This window comes from Ruegeria sp. AO1 (assembly GCF_056535985.1).
In genome coordinates this window covers 652,526-672,031 of the sequence record NZ_JBQFJC010000001.1, presented here as the reverse complement: position 1 = coordinate 672,031, position 19,506 = coordinate 652,526, and the positions used below count along the sequence as shown (strand labels likewise).

The following is a 19,506-nucleotide window of genomic DNA, read 5'->3' as shown; positions in this document are numbered from 1 at the left end:
CTATGTCGCCCCTTATTTTCCTGGCTTTTCTGGTGTGGAGTCCGGCCTGAAACCGAGTCTTTTCTATTCTCAACACACTGATAATACGACACTTTTCCGAAACTGTCCGTATAGAACCCCAACTTCATCCGGGTTAGATGCGAGTCTTGTGGGCGTGAAGGCAAACAAAAGGCCGCAGGAAGCGGCCGGAAACAGCATAGAAATTTTGACTTAAGATTAGAGGCTTAGCAGTTCGGATGCCGGATATACCGGCAGGCCACCAGCATCTGGAGATGGATAAATCCCTATTTCATTGATGCGTTTCTGGAGATCGCTTTCCTCAATCTGCAACACACTCGCTGCACTGCGTACCGTTTGAAAACGCCCCAGAAACTGATCGAGAATTATGACGCTCACACTGTTCCGAATTCTCCGCCGGCAGCCGGATGGAGTTGGATAGCATGGCAGGAGGTTGAGTTTATTCAACTGTTTGAGTTCAGCGTACTCTAAGCCAAGCTGCTTGGTCAGATCATATGGTGTGATGTGTTCACTGGTGAAGATGGGAAGCTTGGCAACAAGTGCAGACCTGAGAACACGAATGCCAGAAATGCCAACTTCGGTTTCATGTTGATACGAACCAGCCAATTGGTCGGTCAGGATGAGCCGAATGACTTGCGGCGTGGTGCATCCGTAAGCAAAGCACGCTTGATGGATGCTGCAATAATCAGCGTTGTCAGTAGGGCTGTTGCCAGCAACATGCTCCTGGATACGAGCCGAAAAGCCCTCAATATCTTCTCGCCGAAACCGCCATTTCTTGTGGGCAGTGCTTCTGATCGGCCGGAGTAGACCGTCATTCACCAGCGCTTCAAACCCTTTTGTGCCAATGCCAAGAAGCTTAGCACCCTTGGTCTTATCCAGGCTTTTCACTAAGTCTTGGATGTGGGCCAAGCATTTTTGCATCTGAACCTTTAGGTTCTGTTGCTGAGGGTTCCCACCTTCGGGCAGTAATCCGTCACGTACCAGTGCCATCCTGACCCAGCTGTGGTGCCGATTTGCTGCCTTGGCAATGGCAACAATGTTGGCGTCGACATATCGTTCAACACTGACCTTTTGCGAGATACTGTTCAGACAAAAGTGGCCCTGGTCGGCGCATAGTTGCCTCATCAACTCTCGAAAGAACGAGCGTTCCTTTGGCTTGACGGACAGCAAAGCCCAGTTGTGCAGCCAGGTTTTGCTCAGCCGAAGACGATGCTTGCAGAGGGCCTTATCGACAGCTTCAAATACTGAGGACGCGCCCTGTTCAGTAATTGCAAAGCCAGCGTTGATCGCATTCCGCTGCTGTTCACGAGTTAGGTCAGCTGGATGACCGGTGCCCATTTTGACGAACTGCCCTAGACCGAGGCACCAACGCTCCACAACGTCGATCTGAACGTCACCGATCCAATTGCACATTGGTGTATCACTATCGATTTGACAGATAGCGGCGCGCTCGAACGGACTTTGACGCATGGGCAGAACATATCGCGGCAGCTGGTCGAGCCAGCCGCGCTCAAAGCGGGCACGCAAAATATGGTCGTAGCAAGAGGTGTAGTCCGCATACGGCAACGGTATCAAAGCAACGTTGTGAATCGGACAGGTCTGTATTGGGCGAGGAAGCCAGTTTCGACGGAGATGTAGCTGCGATTTGTCGGATGTTCCCGTCTCCAGCCAGCAAACCGGACAGATCGCGAGGTCTTGCTTACGCAACGACCGCGTCAGGAACTGCTGACCGTGCAGGCGTGAGTAGGTTCGTGACAGCTGTTCTGGGCTGTTTTGCGTCAAGCTTGATCGCTCAGAAGCCGTAAGATCGGCCAAGCGATCAAGCTCGGTCTGACGACCAGTGCAGACCTTCGCCTTTGACAGGCCTGTCGCTGTGCAGAATTCTTGTGTGGTGCCGGATGCGTTGATGGCGGTGTTCCGGGCAAGTAGTGAGAATCCGGGTTCGTCGGCTAGCGCCGATGTCTTTAATGGTAGAACTGTGATCATTTTTCTGCTCGTTGTTGGGCCGTCTTGTGCGACAGCTATTCTTGGGGTTTGATTTTTATGGTTTCGAAGTCGTCGGCGATAAACGGATTGAGTGCGGGAACGCAGTCTTCTTCTTCTCGGTAGCAGTCTTGGAAATGTGCGATGACAAGCTCATCTGCATCGCTCCGATATGCTTTTGATGCGGCACGCTGACACCAGACGCAGATTTCGCCAAAGGCATACATACCTGCGTGCATGAGACGTGCTGCGAAGTTCTGGGTCATGACGCTGGCACCCAAGGCGATACCGGTATTTTCAGCTACTATCTTCAATACTCGTATCGTCCGCGCGAGGTCTGACGCCGGGTCAAAACTCGACATTCTGACCTTTCTGTAACGTCGATCCAACTGACCGTCTGATGCGAGGACATCGTTAAATTCGGGCATGCCAATCAGGATTGGAATGATCTGACCAACGCGCGGCTTTACCAGTGATTTGAGAAAGTCCTGCAGATCCTCTCGATCTTGTTTTCCCGTCGATCTGATGTGTTGGATTTCGTCGATCACCAAAATCTTGGTGTTAAGCTTAGCCATGTAATTGCGGCTCGAGCGCAGCATGGCTTCGGCGCTATCTTTCTGGCGGGCCGGCCAACCGAGCTCTTCTAACAGCGCCGCGCTGAGCGATTTCAATGTCGCTCTCGCTCCAAGGTCGAGTTTCAGAAATGGTCTTTCTGGGTCCCCTGCGTTGGTTTCGGCCATCCCGAGCGCCTCTAGTGCCTGCATAGTTCCCTCAGATTTTCCGGTTCCGGTCAGACCCAGAATGGCAATCCCGCGCGCCTCGAAACGTCGGCCGGATCTGGTTGCCATTACAAAGTCCTCGTACGTCTCTGTAATCCGCTCCCTGATCCGTTTGGCGTCGCGGCTGTCTATGAATAGTGGACCGGCATTGGTCATAGTGGAAACATGATCAGACATCGTCGTCGTCCCCCTGCCACCAATCAGTGTCGTAATCGACACCGCTATCCCCAGCGTCGGGCTCCGCTATTGGCGTGTCATCAACGTAAGTCGGGGTGGCTTTCTCTGCGGCAACGTCTTTTTCGATGCCGGGTGCTGGCTCGCCTATTATGAAACCCAACCCGTCGTCAGCGCTCGGAAGCCCATCTAATTGGTCAACAGTATCATCGAAGATCGACAGGCCATGCCACAGATTGTTCGCAAGTCGATTGAAATCTGCTGAAGTTGGCGCCTGCGGCAACGTGCCTACAATCTTTTGCTGATCCGTCACGCGTGATCTGATGTTGTTGAGAGCTGCCAAAATGACGGAGAAGTTTACCTTGGCCTCGGCGGCGTAACGCTGCCTTAGGATCGCACCGACTGCGTTCCATTCGACGACAGAGATGCCATCGAAGTTTTCAATGCTGTTTGGAACCTCGATCCATTTTCCTTTGACATAGACGCTGATCGCTCCAAGCGAGTCTGGGTCAACATAAACGGGGCACTTAGGGCTGCCATATTGTTTGCGTGCTTCAACGATTTCCTCGCTGTTGAAATCAATACCAAGAACTCGAACACCTCGCCGTGTAAGTGTGCGTTCGATCCTAATACCAAAGGCATGTCGACGGATGTGTTTTGGTAAGTCAGGTGGCTTGCCTACCGTCCCGACAAGGCGATTGAGCGCGTTTTGTGGCGTCTCGTCAAACAGGCCGAAATGGCTGGACTGATGATATACGTCGACGATGTATCGGATAAAAATCAATGCCAGTTGATCATCCGTTAGCGTAACCCGGTCCTCAGTCTTGTAGTCGCCTCGCTCCTGCGGGTTGCTAAAGGTCCGCGCCGGGATCAAAGGCATGGCACAGTCGGTAAAGGTGCCAAACACCCGTTCAATAATCCCGCGTAGTTGAGGTTCGCCAAGCGTCGGATAGAAGTAAGTCGCAAAAGCTGTGTTGACGGCGCGTTGCGTGAACTCGGAAAAGAACGCTGAGCCGGTGTCGGACTGCAGGCTTTCAAATTGCATGCCAGCCCAGCCGTTCTTGGCACCAGCCGCTTTCGCAAGATGATCCTTATTCTGCGTCGCCATCCGCAAGGCGCGTACGGCAGCCTCTGGGGTTTGGGACGCGGACAGAGCAAAGCCAACGATATACCGTGTGGCCACGTCAATGACGATGTACATCCAACGTCGTCCACGCGGTAAAGCTGCAAGGGTCTTCTTGTCTAGACCTTCACGCAATGGTCCAGCCATCATGAACGTGCGAGCATCTACCTCCCATTCGTCAATTTGAAAGCATTCACCGGGACGCGTTGCGCGCTCTGTCTTTCCTATGCCTCCATACTCGTGTTTGGCTGCGGTCAGTCCGTCTCGCCCCGCCTTGATGGCAAAGGGGCCGAATTTCTGAAGCCACTCATGCAGAACGGATCTACATCGTGTTTGTATCTTCGGTTCACCAGTGGCCAGTCGTCGCTCGTTCTCTCTTTCGATATCCATCAGGGTTTCACGAATGACCCCGTTTCCAGAGTATTCCTGATCATTGAGGTACTTCCGGAGCCTTGCATTGATGAACGCAAAGCTCTCCTGATCGATGTCGATTGATGAGAATTTTCCGCGGCGGTCCACAAGTGCCTCAATCCGGCGACCTGAGTTCCGATACTTACGTTTCCAAAGCAAAATAGTGCAGGCGTTTGGCCAGGGCGGAACCTTTTCGGTTTTTGAACTGAAGTACTGTTTGCCAAATTCTCCCTCGAATGCGCGACGCGCAATGCTTGCTTCCTTGAACAGAATGCCCTCATTTTCTTGGACACTCTTTGGGGTAAACTTGAGTTTCTTTTGCGCGTAGAGCTTCTCGACAGCGCTCACGATGAACCATCGGTTCAGCACCAGTGTTCTTTGAGTATCCGGCAACTCCCAAACGAACATGTAGGGATCTTGCGAATAAGTCGCTTCGATGATGTTTGCGGGTCGACGCTTGATGTCCCATTCCTTGCTCGCCACGGCTTCGTGGATATCTGGCCAGGAGAAGCGTTCAATGGCATCGGAACCATCAGCGCGCTTCATGTAAGCGAATTTTTCGTCGCTCATCATGAACTGGTACGAGACGCCGCCCCAACAGTAGAGGTCAACGGTGTTGAAATGGAATTTTTGGGTCATCAAACTGCCCTCACCATCGTGAAGAAGTTAATGCGACCGGGGCTGACCTTTGCTAGCACTCCTTCATACATGCCTCGGACGATGCACCGAAACCCGCGACCTCCTGCACGGCATAGACGCGTCAGGTCACAAATCGAGATTTCTCCATGGACGCTTTCCAAGACTTCGGCCAATCGTGCATCGACGTCATGATCGGGGCAGAGGGCAAAACGCTGATACATGATCGCGTTGAAGGCTTGGACGCGTGAAATGCAGTGTTCGGTAACAAGACGAAGTTCATCTGCAATCTTGGGAACAATGCTTTCTCTGAGGCACTCAAGCTCCCTAATGAAACGACCTGACGCCAGCCGCTCCGTTGGTTTAACCGCGACAGCGATGCGGCGGCCGTCCCGATTTTGGATCACCAGGTCAATGAAATGCTTGGCAACCTTTCCGTCCTCGTCAATGAAAGGCAGCGGGCCAACCTGTTCACGGACTTGCACGACCGAAGGATTTACAAGCGTCAGAGCTAGGTGATGAAATTCAAGTTGGCTATCCAGTCCGTAGCGCCTTGGTTGTCCTGTTTCCAGATCTACAAGAATCGCGAGGATCCTGCATGACCCACGAGATCGTACATTGATTGGACGGTTGCCACGATACGGGAGCGGTGTAACGTCCAGCATTTCAATAGGGCCAAAATCATCTGGAAATGGCTCTGTAGGCCCAAAGGCGCGCTGGAACGCCCCCGGCAACCCTGACAAATCGATAGGTGGAGTCGATGCGATCACCATCACCGCGTGATCGAGTAGCATATTCATAGCAAAGCATCCCTGTTTCCGAACACGACCGCGTCGGATTTTTGAGCGCAAGTGATCAGCCGCTTGCGCGAGTCTGTTGACTTTCAAATTGTGAGGTGGGATGAATGTAGTCAGTCACGACAGGGGTCTGGTTGCGAAAGCATCCGGGCCTTTGTTCATTCAGCACTTACCTCTGGCTGATGGTTTTTGGTGGCTAGATCATGCTGCGTCCTCTTGGTCGTTGGAGGGCTGTTTCGGCACAGAGCGTACGGCTTCCAATGTTTCGAAAATCTTTGCCATAATCGGACTACTAGTCCGCCTGCGATGGATAACCATGCTGACGGTCGATGGGTGTCGATTTATGGAATCTGCGAATTGAGCAAGGGACATTCCAGCTTCAGTCTTGAGGCGAAATTTTATCTCTTCAGCACACATTTCACATTGCATGGATTGACGTCCACTTTCCTATACGATGTACCATCACAATGAATCTTTTGCGGTCTCGTTGCAATCCCCAATCAGGCCCAATTAATACCCATATGGGTACTATATTACCTCAAAAATCTTCTTAAGTTAATAATAGATTCAATATGTTACGTGATTTCACGTAACGAGATGATCATTGGTCCGAATAGCTCAATTGGGATTTACTGCCTCAGCTAAATCGACAAAGGTGGTGAGAAATTCGGGAGCCGGAAAATGGCCAATTGGTACACTGCAGATACGCATTTCTCGCATGAGAATGTAATCGCTCATTGTGATCGTCCATTCCGGTCGGCAGCCGAAATGGATGCCCTCCTCATCGAAAACATGTGGAAGGTCGTGAAGCCGGATGACGAACTATGGATAATTGGTGATTTTGCCTTTGGTCCAAAAGCGAAAGAGGCACCATATTTGGCGGGTGTTTTCAGCCAGCTGCCCGGAGCGAAAAAGCACCTTGTTGTTGGGAACCATGACCTCAGTCCTACTTTAGAACTGCCGTGGGACAGCATACATTATTTGGTCGAGGTCAAAGATGGGCCTCAAAACCAGGCTCATACACTTTGCCACTATCCAATGATGACTTGGAACCATGCAAGGCGCCAAGCGCTTCATCTTTTTGGTCATGTTCATAACAACTGGAAAGGAGCAAGGAACGCCGTCAATGTTGGCGTCGATGTGTGGGACTTCACGCCGGTTTCATTTCGGCAAATTGCAAAACGGGCGAAGTCGTTGCCTGTTAATAAACACTGGTCTGATGTTGAGCCAAGGTCTTCCCTACTCTAGTTCGGTTCGTCAACCACTACGAAACAGCCTGGTAATTTTGGAGTAAAAATGTGGCGCAATTCTTGGTATGGAGCGATTTGCATGACGAGTTCTGGGATGGTTTTGAGCTACCCGACCTAGCCTCTCCGATAGACGGAGTGTTGATCGCAGGCGATACCAACACGATGGGACGCCACTTGGATATCCCGGCTCGGGCCGCGCGCAAATACGGGTGCCCGGTTGTTACCATTTGGGGAAATCATGAACCTTATGGGTCAATCTGGTCGGAACTACTGGCCGACGAAGAGCGACAGCTAACTGATCTTTGCGCAGAAGGCCTCGATATTCGGGTCCTACATGGTGCGGTAACGGAAATTGCTGGTGTTCGTATCATCGGAGCTACACTTTGGACTGATCTCCAGCTGTTTCCAGGATCGGACACGCAAACGCAGATTATGCTGTCTGCATACCTTCAGGACTATCGAGAAATACGAACCGCGCCTGATACAAGGTTTACAGTTGAGGACATGCTGGAACGTCATAGAACCGACAAAGTTGCGCTGTTTGAAGCGCTGCACCGGCCTCATTCTGGCCCAACGGTTGTAATGACACATCACTTGCCAGTACGGGAGCTACTCACGCCTTGGCGCACCCACCAAAGCAACCCGGAGCGTTTGCTGAGCAACGGTTTTGCAAGTGATTTGTGGGATGAAGTGCGAAAGCTCAAAGTCCACACCTGGATATGTGGGCACAGCCATGAGCAATTTTGCTGGGTGGGAAAAGGCGATCATGGATCGATGCGCTTTGTTTCCAACCAAAGAGGTTATCCAGGAGAGAGAACAGCATTTGATCCTTCGGGTTTGATGGCAGTTTGACCCATTCGATCGCCAAACGTATCAATTGTACATGCTTTGCAGAGAAGCTTGGTGGTAACCATAGAGCCACAGTCGTGTTGCTGTTTGGACACGACTTGCGGTCAACCAAGTTCAAAACTGTTGAGGGAATCAACAATCCCGCTTATCCGACGTTCTCCAATTGGTCCATCGGACCCAAATCGTAACCCCCAACAAGGAAAGGGACATACATGCTTATTCGTCATTTCGCCCTTTCGGGGCCGATCAACACCTAAACTGAAATCAGATCAGGTTTGATCCAGTTCGCCGGCTCGTAGCTGGCACATCTATATACGTTTATTGGGTACTATCTTATGGGCAATTCTGTCTTGGATGGTCGCGCGTCAGCTGTGTCCAGCGACGGCGTCATCACGAAATTCTATACATCTGCGGCCTGGATTGAAGGATGGGCCGAAGCGCAACTCGAAGAAATCGCCGGCTGGATCGGCGTGCAAAAAATCGCGGCCTTTCCCGATTTGCATCCGGGCAAATACGGGCCGGTGGGATGTGCCGTTCTGGCGGACCGTATTTTTCCGCAGCTGATCGGTAACGACATCGGCTGCGGCATGTCGCTGTTCCAGCTTGATCTGCCTGTGCGAAAGCTGAAACTGGAGAAAGTGCTGCGCCGGATGCGTGTTCTTGGAGAGCCTGCATTTGAAGATCAGCGCTGGCGACTGGAAGATGCTGGCCTGCCGACCGACCTGTTTGCCACATCTCTGGGCACTGTGGGCGGTGGCAATCATTTTTGCGAGTTGCAAACTTTGGCCGAGGTCGATGACGGCACCGGCCTCGATGCATCACGCCTGTATCTGCTGGTTCATTCCGGATCGCGCGGATTTGGCAATGCGGTTCTTGGTTCGGTGCCGGATGGTGCCTTCGCGGGTCTTGATCCCGAAAGTGACACCGCGTTGGCCTACCTGCAGGATCATGACCGGGCCGTTCGCTGGGCCAGCCTGAACCGCCAGATCATCGCTGAGCGCGCGGCGGAGGCCTTGCGGGCGGATCTGAAACTGCTGGTCAATGCACCACATAACTTGCTTGCGCGACATAGCGATGGCTGGCTGCACCGCAAAGGCGCGGCAGTCGCTGAGCAGGGACTTGTTCCGCTTGCCGGGTCGCGGGCCAGTGCCAGCTACCTGATGGCTCCGACCGGTCATGACGACGTGCTAGGCAGCCTCGCTCATGGTGCCGGGCGACGCTACGACCGATCCTCGATGCATGGTCGTGTACGAGCGAAGAAATCTGACATCCTGGCCATGCTGCGTACATCCTTCGGTGGCCGTATTCTGTGTGAAGATCGCGACCTTCTGATTGAAGAAGCGCCCTTGGCCTATAAATCGGCCAAATCTGTCGCCGAAGATCTGGAGCGAACAGGTGCTGCGCATTATGTGGCGAAGTTCCATCCGCTCCTGACCTTCAAGAAAACGCGTGACGGGAGGCGGTCATGACTGCATCCCGACATATCTCACTTCTGGTTACGAGCGGCAGAGGTCCGGCGGAATGCCAGCAAGCCGTCGCCGGAGTGCTGGATGTCATGCGCGAAGAGGCCGAGCTCCTCGCCGTGGACTTCGATACCAGTGGGGTTCGAACAAAACTTGGCTATAAATCTGCAGTGGTTCTGATCAGCGGCGCCGATGCCGAGGCCTTTGCCAAGAATTGGCGCGGTACGATCCAGTGGCGGGCACAAAGCAATCTGCGTCCGACGCACAAACGGACCAATTGGTTCATTGGGGTGTTCGACTTGCCCAAACTCGCACGAACACCCGAACGTATTCAAGCGAGCGACGTCACTTTTGCAACCTTCCGGGCGGGCGGACCTGGCGGGCAGCACCAGAACACGACCGATAGCGCAGTGCGGGCGACGCTCAGGCAAACCGGGCTTGCAGCGGTGGCGCGCGAAGAACGGTCGCAACACCGCAACAAGGCGCTGGCATTGGAACGTCTTCAGCATCTGATGGCCGCGCAAGCCACTGCGGAAGAAGCCGCACAAAATGCAAGCCGCAATGAGCTGCACCATGCGCTCGAACGCGGCAATCCGGTGCGGCGTTTCAAAGGTCACGACTTTCGCGAAGTGAAAGGGGGCTAAGATGGAAGCATTTGATCAATTCCTGACCAGCGCCCTGACCAGCGATTTTTTCGCGGGCGGCTTGGCGCTCGGGGCCTTCGGGGTCGCGGCGGCCTTTCTGCGCATTGCGTTTATGGCCATGTACGGTGTGATTGTTCGGCGCGTTTGGGTCAGCCTAACGCTCGACAACAGAAGCGCGGCCTATCGCCATTTCTGTATCTGGATGGAGCAGAACAACGTCCTGTCCCATTCGCGTCATGTGCGTATGACGGATGGCAAATGGGCTCGGGGAACAAAGGGCTATGCACCTGCTCCAGGGCGGCACTGGTTTTTCTGGCGCGGAAAGCTCTGCCGTCTGGAGCGCGACATCAATGAAAAGTCAAAAGTGGGCGCATCACACAACCAGCGCCCGATGGAGGTGTTGAATGTCACCGTCCTGTTCGGAAAGGTCGAAACGATATTGGGCTGGATAGCTGAGGGACGTACGCTTTCCCAAACCAGGGACCGTATCGGCCCTGGCCTTCATATTCTGAAAGGGGACTGGTGGGATCATGTCGGTGATGTCCCGCGCCGTTCCGTCAATACAGTACTGGTGGATGACGATCGCATCGAGAAAGTGCTGGAGGACATGCGTTGGTTCTATGGGGCCAGCGATTGGTACGCGGAACGTGGTGTTCCGTGGCGGCGAGGGTATCTGTTTTACGGCCCTCCGGGCACGGGCAAGTCGAGCCTCATTCGCGCGCTGGCGTCAGACCTGTCATTGGATATCGCGTCGCTGGATATCGGGCGCGTCACGCTGACGGATGATGATCTGCGTGAAGCGATGATGTGTGCCCCCAAGGGGTCGCTGATCGCAATCGAGGATGTGGACGCCGTGTTTACGCAGCGCGAAGGTGGTGAGAAACGCTCGGGCGTCAGCTTCTCGGGCTTGCTCAACGCCATCGATGGTGTGGCCGCTCAGGAAGGGCGTGCGCTGGTCATGACCACAAACCACAAAGAAAGGTTGGACCCGGCCTTGATCCGTCCGGGCCGCGCCGATGTGCACACCGAGCTTGGATTGGTGGGTGCACCAACAGCCCGCCGACTGTATGAGCGCTTTTTCCCCGGTGAACGCGTTTTGGCCGGGGTGTTCGAACAGCGGTTAGGAGGTCAACAACACAGCCCTGCCCAGATTCAGGGTTGGCTTTTGGCCAACAGCGCCGACCCAATGGTGGCTGCGCATGCGTCGGGGCTAGAAGACCGCATGCAAGATATAGCCGCCGAATGAAAAAGCATGGGCGCCCGGATATCTCGCGCCCGCCTGGCTAGATTGTACCCCACTCCAAATCAAACCTACCAACATACTTCCGCAGCCGATATGCACCGCTCTAGGTTTTGCGTTTGCCGCTCGATAAGGCAAACAAGGCGCGCCCGGCCGCACTTAGCCAATTTGATGGTTCGTTTTATTTCTAGATCTTGCAGAGTCGCTTTGGCTGATGGCAAATATCGAAAGCTCTGGCGGCGCCGCAAAGCATACCGCACTTGGCGAAATTTCCCGAAGAGGCGAACCCATAAACCCGCCTCCCGTAGCACACGTAAGAATTGACTAGATTGCGCGGAAATCTCTCACAAAAGTGGTAATTTTCCACATTACTGAGAACAACCCAGCCGGGGCTAAACTCCCTCTGGGCGCGCCGCCTGCAACTCTTCGAGCGCGCTTTGGTGCTGCACGACGAAGAACTTCATGTCATCCTGCGCGGCTGTGAAATTGCCTCGCGCGTGTGCGATCGCCTTGCCCGCCGCCATCCGCTCTTTTTTCACGCCGTCAAGTTTTCCAAACTGCCCATACGTGTTTGTTAGTTCTCTGAGAAGCTTCGGCAGCGCGCCTTTTATGTTTTTTCCATGGGTGGTGATGTTGTATTTCTTGCTCACCGCGCGCAGTGCGGCATCTGCCTTTGTCTCAATTTGAGCCCGGTCCACGCCTTCCTTCTTGTGGTGGGTTTTCCAGACAGTGCGAATCTTATCCTGCTCTTGTTGCGCCGCTTTCACATCCTTGATGATTTGTTTGCATGCCGCCGAGATGCGATCGGCGCGGATGCCGACGGACTGGATTTCCTTGCGGACGATCGCGTCCTTGTTTTCTTTGTCCTTTTTGAACTTAGCGTAAGTCTCTTTTGACTTTTTGTTGGCCTTCTCATTGGCCATTTCATTGGCCACATCCTTCTGCTTCAGCTTTTCGATGTTCTGCGCCAGCTTTGTGGCGACCGCTTCCTGCTTACGGATATGCGCGCGATAGGCTTTACAGAACTCCTTGGTCTGGCTTTGCAGTATACCGCATTTGCCTTCCGCCTTGAGCATCGCGTTCGACAAACTGGAAAACGCCTGAACGATCTCGGGCAGATTGTCGTATTCTCTGACTTTCGTGGAATCACCTGAGGCCGGAAGGCCGAGGTTTTCCATTGCATCCATTATCTTACCAACGCCGCTAGCCTTAGCTGCAGACGAGCGGTACTCGCGCCAGAATTTAGTGCGATATCCCTTCTTAGGAATGTCCGCAAAAACGGATTTCTTGTTTTTGTCCGTGAGTGTAGTTGACATGTGAAAATCTCCTCGAACCTCGTTTAGTTGGAAACACCTCGGGCATCGCAACGTGTTGCCTAGAAAGGCGCTCATTGAAGGTTGCATCGGCCTATTCCATCTGAGGTAGACCATCCCCGTTCCTACCCGCCTTGCAGCTACAAAAACCTAGGTGCGCCTTCAGGCGACAGGGCGCGTGCTATAATCACGAGCCTATTGTTACGCCGGCTTTGAAGCAGTAACATAGACGGGACAAGTTTGGACGCCTTTTACGCTAGCACCTCGTTGGAATAGATGGCCGTCTAGAGCGCATACATTATTTCGTACTTGTGACGGACAAAACAAAAACGCAAGACAGGCACGAAGCTCAGTTGAGAGCGTCCTAGAGTCATGCAGATTACATAGGACCAAATTGAAAAAACCCCAGTCTCTTGCACTGCGCATGCTAAACACAACCTGCCTGCCCACCGCAGTCATCTCCATCGCTACCCCCTTTTGAACCAATGTACTGGAAACGTCCCATAGTGATTTAGCACGGCTCCAGTCCAAGCGCTAAAATCGCACAAGGGTCGATGATTTGGCGATTTCCAGACGTCTCAATTGGCAGATTGATTGTCTCAAAGACGCTTAGTAATTGCGCATTAGGGCATTAGCCTCAAACAAATGTTTTTCAAGAAATTATGTTTTGCTGGGATTTGAATCGTTTCTGCACCCATCTCTTAGTATTCCATCGCTGAAAGCCTAAGGAACACAAAAATTGGCAGCCTCCGAGGCACCGTAGAGCATACCTAGAGAGTAGTTGGGGCGATTTGAGTGGCCCCGAGACGCTGGTGGTGTGCCGCTTCTTTGCAGAGACTTGGCCACTACCGTCATACATGAATCGGCAGCGTATTGTGAGAGGATGCTATAGTATCTTTCCGGTTTCCAAGAGGTAGCGATCCGCCTCTTTTGCACGTATTTTCCCAGCCAATTGACCGTAGCTGCAGTTTTCTTCTCGGAGGCGCCGACCAAGTGTACTTACGCTCATTCCAAGCGCCGTCGCAGCGGCGTCGATAGTAAATGCCCGGCATCATGGGGAACGCCTCGCGCATCATGGGCATCACTAGAAATAAATAGCGAAAAACCTCTGAGGCATTAATCCAGAGAAAATTGGCAATTAGTGCAAAGGAGAGTGGTCCCAAACGGCGTGTCAATTCTGGGAATTCGGTGATTGTGTTCATTTTAGAGTTTCCTTTGTGAGGGAGAGCAAGCTCTGGACAGCTTTGCGCAGAACATCGCCGTCGCTGACACCCCGCGACTTTGTCCAAAGTCCATGGGTAAAAATGACCACTACGTCGGCAAGGTCATGGATTACTTGCGGTTCAATGTGAGGGGCGGCGTTTTTGAGTGCTACCGCAAACCCTTGGCGTAGCCGGTCATTGTGTCGGGTGACCTCTGCCATCACATCGGGATCGCTCGGTGCAACTTCCGTTGCCGAATTGGCCACAAAACATCCCGGTCCGGGCAGGCCTAAGCTTTCCCCCAATCAGATTTGCCGTTCAAAGTAGTCTGATACGTTTTGCAAGGTCGCATCGGGGTCTTCAACTTCCTCAAAAGCGGGGGTCACAATACTGCTCTGATACCTGTCAAAGCAAGCCAGAAACAAAGCCTTCTTGCCACCAAAACTACTATAGACTCCGTGTCGGCTGACCCCTGTTGCTTTCACCAGATCATCCATTGATGAGGCATGGAAACCGTTGACCCAGAAATGCTGGAGCGCGCGATCGGCGAGTTGTTCGGATGTGAATGACATCGTACGTGGCATATTTAATGCACACCAGAACGATCGTTCTGGAACAAGCGGGCATTCCCGCAATAGAATCGAAGGAACGGAAACTTACAAGGATGTACCTTTTTCGGGCCGTCGACAAAGCCGGAAACACCCCTGATTTCGTGCTGTTTGAGCGAAGGAACGATCCAGCGGTAGCCACGCTCTTTACTAACCGCTGTCTTCCAATGAAATTTTAGAAAAGATCGCTGTAGACAAAGTAGAGTTAATTCTGCGGGACTTCGTAAAGTGAAAAAATCCTTCATCTGTTTGGCTACTTAGCTAAAAATCCAAACGGTTGAGTCCAAGTACTCGAACAACTTGATCGAACAGGATCGTAGGTCATCTTACGTTGCATACGGCACATCTACGGGTGCGAGTCGTTCAGATCCGCATCCGCTTCTCTGTACGGCGGTGAGGTTGCCAACATGATCCGAAAGCAGCAATTCTCCAATAGGACCAGGTCGGTCTTTCGTCTGTTTGCCGAGTTCGCAGAATAGGTTTGTCCGGTAGTTTGCAAGCACTGGCCGTTCAAAACGTTTGCGACAAATCCGGAACAGGACAATGCGGTAAGTCTCTTCTACCTACCCCCGTCACAACGGGAGCGAATTCTAAGATCGATGGAGCCTGAAACTAGGCGCTTTTTGGTCTTTTCTGGCCAAGGCCAGGACGCTATTGGTTCAAATAGTAGTGAACATCTTTGTGATTGCAGTCACTATACGATGATGGGAAAGGTGCCTCGACACTGCACGAATGGCTGATGTGTTCGCCATCAAAACTTGCTTCATATTTGAACTCTACGGCCTGAGGGGCGTCATCATAGATCTGATATGTGACGTTCATTTTCGCTTTGTTGGCTGTATCCTTGTATTGAAACTCTATTTCACCAGACCCATGAGGTTCGATATACGGTTGCACACCTTTAATATTGACTTCGTTGTGGTTCGAGGTGGGATTGACCAGAAGAGCTGATGTATTGTTTTCAATATGCATCTTTATGTGCCTTGTGCCCTCGGCATTGACGACGGAAGTGAGGGCAACAAAGAGACCCAGAGCAGTCAAATTTTGCTTCATTTTCTCATCCTTAAGTTGATTTTGTTTTGGGCTGGTAGCTTATAACTATCACTTCCTCTCGCAACCACAGCTTCAAGAATGTGGGCTTGTCTCAGCCAATATGATCCCAGTAGCAACTTTTTTGAGACGAGCAGCCACTAATGTGTGATCCGAGATCAATTTACTGTCTGAATTAGCGTGAGGCAGAGGCTGCGATACTCTCGCGCACAACGGCTCGAAACCTCAAGCCATTGCAAATAGAAGTATGGGTTTGCCATTCAATCTCTTTCAAGAGAGTGACGCGCGGGGTTTGGTATGGCTTACCGTGACTAGGCAAGGTGAATTGGCGGCGCACCTCCCCCGCCTTTGGCAGAGGTTCATTTATCCGAACCCTGAGCCGGAGGGTGGCGTCTAGCACCGCGTCATCGACTTCAGTCTCCGGTACTTCGGCGACTTTGGGCGCTTGCTTGCCATCCTCGGTACTTTTTTTCCTAACCTAACAGTGAACAAGTTCAGTTGGGGAGGCTCAATGGGTGAATGGCAAAACCTGCAATCCCGCTAAAATTGCGACACCGCAACACTATTTGAGACATAGTGACAATGACAGCCCGCCCCTCAATTCAATACCATGAATGAAACCTGGGGTTGTGCGTCCAACGTCAAAACTCAGGTTTGCCCCGAGGGATCGATGCAGAGTCAAGATGTTAGCCCGTATGCCAACTAGCGACTTCGATACGTTTGCCGTTTTGATGTCGAGCATGACAACTTTAAGGACAAAGCATCTAAAATCACTAGTAGATAATCAGCATTCTCCACCTTCGGTTTTGTTCACCTTTACGGCGAGTTTTGTACGTCGGATCAACCAAAATTGAGAAAGCTGAAAAGGCAAGTAGTTGGCGAGTGCAACGTTCCCTCATAGTCATTAATCGAAAGGTTTTATCGTATGAACAAAAATGTACCTTTGGCGTTCTCAGCGTCGCTTCTTCTTGCTTTCGCGACCAGCGTATACGCGTCAGACAATATCAGCTTCCCGGTTCCTACTGGCGTTCCCCAGGTAAAGGGCGGCTTTAAGAACACGTCGAGTGGTGTGGTCACCAAGGTCAAGGTCAACCAGCAAGACGAAAACGGCTGCGAGCAAGACAATCAGGAGCATGACGCCAACGTAGCTGACGGAGGCGGCTTCTATATTTACTACAATCCGCAATGCAACTACGAGTTCCACGTCGAAATCGCGAGCTGCAATAATCAAGAGATGCACATGTCATCATCCGATATCCAAGCGGGCGAGACAGAAGCGCATTTGAAGGGCGAATGCCCCAATCCCAATCTCACACGCGAAGTCCCCTGAATACGGACTTTCAATCGCCGAGAACCGGTCGCGTTGAGAATTGAAAACCATTGGGAGCGGATCGATCCGCTCCCTTCTAACTCGGCATTCGGAATCAACCCATGTCTGCGGCATGTTTTCTTTTCGTTTTCGGCAGAACCACTTCCTGCCAGGGAATAACCTAGCGTGAAAAAGACGGGCGCGAGTTCCGAATTTGAATAATCCCACTTCTTTGAATGTAATATGACGACAAATCAGAAGCGTATGACGGCAGTATCGATCCCTCCGGCAAAGGTTGAGGTACATGAGTGTCCGGATGCACCGACGCGTCTGGTCGTTCCCCAGAATGCAGAGCGAATAGCCCTAGGCGAGATAATACATAGTTTGTATCGGCGGGCGGAAAGACTCTCAAATTGCAACCATAAGAATAGTCCTTGAGGGACCAATGACGAGCACAACACATGCAGATCGGATTGGATTCTGCTTTACCAAAACACTTCGTGAGATCCTCACGGAGACCACAGAGCGCTTTCGAAAGATCGCCCACACTAAGGTTCGGAAACGATCGTGCTTGCTGTGTTGTGCAATGGCTCTGTTCCTGGCTGCCTGCGGTGGCAACATCGTTTCAAACAGCGGTGTCTACTATAACCAAGGTCTTGAAGGTTCATACAATAGCGTCCTGCTGACAAACATTGTGCGTTCGGCCAAAGGGCGGCCAACCTATTTCTCAGCGGTAGGTGACTATTCAAAAAGCGCCGACAACAGCCTCGGCCTATCGACTGATCTCGATGCCAGTATCAATGACCTCAACTCAACCGATGTGGGTCTGGGAATTGACGCGGGTCCCGATCAGTCTCGCAACGCAAACGTTTCTTCCCTTGAGACCGAGCAGTTTACGCAGGCCATCCTAACACCGCTTAGTCGCAAATTGTTTTTCTTGCTGGCTGAGGGGCAGGCGCGAGATCGGCTTGATCTACTCACGACGTTGACAGTCAAATGGATTGCAGTTCCCAGAAGCACCATTGCAAACCTGCAGAGACAGGCGTCGAACGAATGTGCAGGGAACACGGTAACCTTTCCCATCGCACTGAAAGCCATGTGCCAACAATTGCCTGTCGTGATCGCAAATGGGAACTGTGCAGGCTCGCTCACATCTGGTGGCGGCCAAATCGTGGTTCGAAGCGATCCTACGAACGCCTGCCAGCACGCACGCCTTCGCGCGCTGGTTGAGCCTATCACTATTTTGCAGCCTGCCTTGTTGCGTTCCAATTCAGGGAATTCTGTGACGTTGCTGGCCTTGGAACAATCCGCAGCTTCACCAATCTCAGCAAAGGAGGTGCGCAAAAAAGCAGCCTCCGATGCAAGCAAAAGCGGCGACGCAAAAACCCGATCGCCGACCCGCAATCAGGACCTCTTGATTTTTGGTAGCGGCAGCTCATTCGCGCTGCGCTCACCAAAAGAGATAATCCAATACTTGGGTGAGATCGTGAAAGCTGACTATCTGAATGAGGCGGTCCCCATGCTTACAGGGCCTAGGGGCGGTGACATCCCTGTTTTCGAGTTACTCCATGATGACCGCATCAGATCAGACGCAAAGATCTACGAAATTGATGGCGAACCATACGCCCTGGATGAACCAGAGCTTGGCAAACATTCGACTAGCTTTTCGTATCCTTCCCTAGCCATTTTGAAAGAAGTCATCAGTCTCAACACTTCGCAGAGCGTGCTACCCAAGAGCCCAAATATTTTGGTTCAATAGAGATTCCTACTCCCAGACAAAATTGCGGAATAGAAAGCCCATTTTTGTGCGATTGCAGCGAAAGCACAGTTTTCCGCAGAAGAGCGCAATATTCAGCACGAAAAGCTGTTCGCCGACTACAGGCGTGCGCTGTGTGGCGCCAGGCCTGAGAGGGTTTGCATACCGATGTGCGATTTCTATTAGCCGACCCCAATCCTCTGACTAACTGATGCGTTGCGATAAAAACTGGTGATGTTTGGCGAATGCACTGCCGCTGGAAGATCGCCGTTCGTCAGCGTAGCCCAGCCGAGAGCAAATCAATGCTCGCCGCCTGAGTCTTGAACGCCATAGTGCGACCGAGAATATGGGGCAGTGATTGCAGTGTTTATGAATGCCACATTCTGTATTTCTAAGAGAATGCTGGTCGGATAGGTCAGAGCTAATTGTCGCGATTCAATGACTTATTGAAATCTCGCGCATCAAGAGGGTCAAAGATTCGTGACGTTCCGGAAGGACTGACGCTGGGTTGGACTGGCAAGAAGTGTGAGAAAACCGCACGTATACACGCGGGAGAAACCGCTTTGTTAAGCATGGAGACAACACGCTGTGCTAACCCCTTGACTGGCCCAACACGAGATGCGAGCGGGTCGGGATAATGGGAAGGGCATTCCGTTCACTGCAGCTTCTGAATTGGACAATGCCAGGGTCGGGTTGAGCGCGTTTTTTGCGCGTCGACCCCCAGCCCAACCCAATAGTCAATGCGAGCCACGTACCCCGCGCGGATCTTTCAAACCTATTGAAAATAGCGGGCCTACTCTTTGGGCCAAAGCAACAGTGTGTAGGCGACTCGTAGCCCCGGATTTTGGTAAGTGAGAATCTGCACTAAATTAACCATAGGGGAAAGGAACCGTAGCGTTAC

Annotated in this window: 15 protein-coding genes; 7 read left to right on the top strand and 8 right to left on the bottom strand. The window is 52.2% G+C overall.

The features are described 5' to 3' along the window. Positions 1-216 precede the first annotated feature (216 nt). From ACR3FB_RS03255 to ACR3FB_RS03240, 4 genes are read right to left on the bottom strand one after another with little or no spacing between them, the layout of a single operon-like run. Entirely contained in the window at positions 217-2,004 is a 1,788-nt protein-coding gene (locus ACR3FB_RS03255; protein ID WP_480564051.1) for a TniQ family protein, read from the bottom strand. Positions 2,005-2,039: 35 nt separating this feature from the next. After that, positions 2,040-2,957 carry a TniB family NTP-binding protein gene (locus tag ACR3FB_RS03250; RefSeq protein ID WP_480564049.1) on the bottom strand — a complete coding sequence of 306 codons (918 nt, stop codon included), beginning with the start codon at positions 2,955-2,957 and terminating at the stop codon, positions 2,040-2,042. After that, entirely contained in the window at positions 2,950-5,127 is a 2,178-nt protein-coding gene (locus tag ACR3FB_RS03245) for a hypothetical protein (RefSeq protein WP_480564047.1), read from the bottom strand. Before ACR3FB_RS03245 ends, ACR3FB_RS03250 begins: the two co-directional genes overlap by 8 nt. Next, positions 5,127-5,924 carry a PDDEXK family nuclease gene (locus tag ACR3FB_RS03240; RefSeq protein ID WP_480564045.1) on the bottom strand — a complete coding sequence of 266 codons (798 nt, stop codon included), beginning with the start codon at positions 5,922-5,924 and terminating at the stop codon, positions 5,127-5,129. Before ACR3FB_RS03240 ends, ACR3FB_RS03245 begins: the two co-directional genes overlap by 1 nt. 678 nt (positions 5,925-6,602) lie before the next feature. On the opposite strand from ACR3FB_RS03240, the gene ACR3FB_RS03235 reads away from it, so the two are divergent. The 5 genes from ACR3FB_RS03235 to ACR3FB_RS03215 all read left to right on the top strand — a co-directional run bounded on the left by ACR3FB_RS03235 (position 6,603) and on the right by ACR3FB_RS03215 (position 11,373). After that, positions 6,603-7,169, top strand: coding sequence for a metallophosphoesterase (locus tag ACR3FB_RS03235; RefSeq protein WP_155148022.1), 567 nt, complete (start codon positions 6,603-6,605; stop codon positions 7,167-7,169). A gap of 50 nt (positions 7,170-7,219) precedes the next feature. Next, on the top strand, positions 7,220-8,023 hold the full coding sequence (locus tag ACR3FB_RS03230) for a metallophosphoesterase (protein ID WP_480564043.1): 804 nt from the start codon (positions 7,220-7,222) through the stop codon (positions 8,021-8,023). 332 nt (positions 8,024-8,355) lie between these two features. Beyond that, complete coding sequence (locus tag ACR3FB_RS03225; RefSeq protein ID WP_480564041.1) at positions 8,356-9,489, top strand: RNA ligase RtcB family protein; 1,134 nt, start codon at positions 8,356-8,358, stop codon at positions 9,487-9,489. After that, on the top strand, positions 9,486-10,127 hold the full coding sequence (gene prfH, locus ACR3FB_RS03220) for a peptide chain release factor H (RefSeq protein WP_480564039.1): 642 nt from the start codon (positions 9,486-9,488) through the stop codon (positions 10,125-10,127). Before ACR3FB_RS03225 ends, prfH begins: the two co-directional genes overlap by 4 nt. Before the next feature lies 1 nt (position 10,128). Then, a complete protein-coding gene (locus ACR3FB_RS03215; RefSeq protein WP_480564037.1) occupies positions 10,129-11,373 on the top strand; it encodes an AAA family ATPase in 1,245 nt (414 codons plus the stop codon). A gap of 386 nt (positions 11,374-11,759) precedes the next feature. Here ACR3FB_RS03215 and ACR3FB_RS03210 read toward each other — a convergent pair whose 3' ends face one another. The 4 genes from ACR3FB_RS03210 to ACR3FB_RS03195 form a co-directional block, all read right to left on the bottom strand. Further along, a complete protein-coding gene (locus ACR3FB_RS03210) occupies positions 11,760-12,683 on the bottom strand; it encodes a hypothetical protein (RefSeq protein ID WP_480564035.1) in 924 nt (307 codons plus the stop codon). Positions 12,684-13,878: 1,195 nt separating this feature from the next. Then, complete coding sequence (locus ACR3FB_RS03205) at positions 13,879-14,148, bottom strand: hypothetical protein (RefSeq protein ID WP_480564033.1); 270 nt, start codon at positions 14,146-14,148, stop codon at positions 13,879-13,881. Between the two features lie 39 nt (positions 14,149-14,187). Beyond that, positions 14,188-14,454, bottom strand: coding sequence for a TetR/AcrR family transcriptional regulator (locus ACR3FB_RS03200; RefSeq protein ID WP_480564032.1), 267 nt, complete (start codon positions 14,452-14,454; stop codon positions 14,188-14,190). Positions 14,455-15,141: 687 nt separating this feature from the next. After that, positions 15,142-15,543 (bottom strand): hypothetical protein, encoded by a 402-nt coding sequence (locus ACR3FB_RS03195; RefSeq protein WP_480564030.1) that lies wholly within the window; start codon positions 15,541-15,543, stop codon positions 15,142-15,144. Between the two features lie 922 nt (positions 15,544-16,465). Between ACR3FB_RS03195 and ACR3FB_RS03190 the strand changes: the two genes are divergently transcribed. After that, positions 16,466-16,870: a hypothetical protein gene (locus tag ACR3FB_RS03190; RefSeq protein WP_480564028.1), complete on the top strand. Its 405-nt coding sequence runs from the start codon at positions 16,466-16,468 to the stop codon at positions 16,868-16,870. 565 nt (positions 16,871-17,435) lie between these two features. After that, complete coding sequence (locus ACR3FB_RS03185; protein ID WP_480564026.1) at positions 17,436-18,608, top strand: hypothetical protein; 1,173 nt, start codon at positions 17,436-17,438, stop codon at positions 18,606-18,608. Positions 18,609-19,506 lie beyond the last annotated feature (898 nt).